Annotated in this window: 1 protein-coding gene; it reads left to right on the top strand. The window is 68.4% G+C overall.

Annotation, left to right across the window (positions count from 1 at the left end; genetic code table 11):
• Positions 1 to 589, top strand: a 589-nt coding sequence (locus CF68_RS34375) for a polysaccharide deacetylase family protein (protein WP_035827892.1), incomplete at both ends; no start/stop codon positions are given.

Genomic DNA, 589 nt, shown 5'->3' with positions numbered 1-589 from the left:
GCCCGGCCGCCGCACGCCCGCTGGCCGGGCGGCGCGCGCGTTGCGCTGCAGTTCGTCCTCAACTACGAAGAAGGCGGCGAAAACTGCGTGCTGCACGGCGATGCCGCCTCCGAGCAGTTCCTCTCCGAGATCGTCGGCGCCGCGGCCTACCCCGACCGCCACATGAGCATGGAGGGCATCTATGAATACGGCTCGCGCGCCGGCGTCTGGCGCATCCTGCGCGAGTTCGAGAAGCGCGGCCTGCCGCTGACCGTCTTCGGCGTATCGATGGCGCTGCAGCGCCATCCTGAACTGACCCGCGCCTTTGTCGAACTGGGCCATGAGATCGCCTGCCACGGCTGGCGCTGGATCCACTACCAGGGCATCGACGAAGCCACCGAGCGCGAGCACATGCGCATCGGCATGCAGATCATCAAGGACCTGACCGGCGAGCTGCCGCTGGGCTGGTACACCGGCCGCGACAGCCCCAACACGCGCCGCCTGGTGGTGGAGCACGGCGGCCTCCTGTACGACTCGGACTACTACGGCGACGACCTGCCCTTCTGGACCGAGGTCGAAGTCACTGGCGGCGAGAAGAAGCCGCACCTGG

The sequence above is a fragment of the Cupriavidus sp. SK-4 genome (assembly GCF_000611125.1).
GTDB classification, from domain to species: Bacteria; Pseudomonadota; Gammaproteobacteria; order Burkholderiales; family Burkholderiaceae; genus Cupriavidus; species Cupriavidus necator.
Note: the sequence above shows the minus strand (reverse complement) of the source record. Positions and strands in the feature narration are given on the sequence as shown.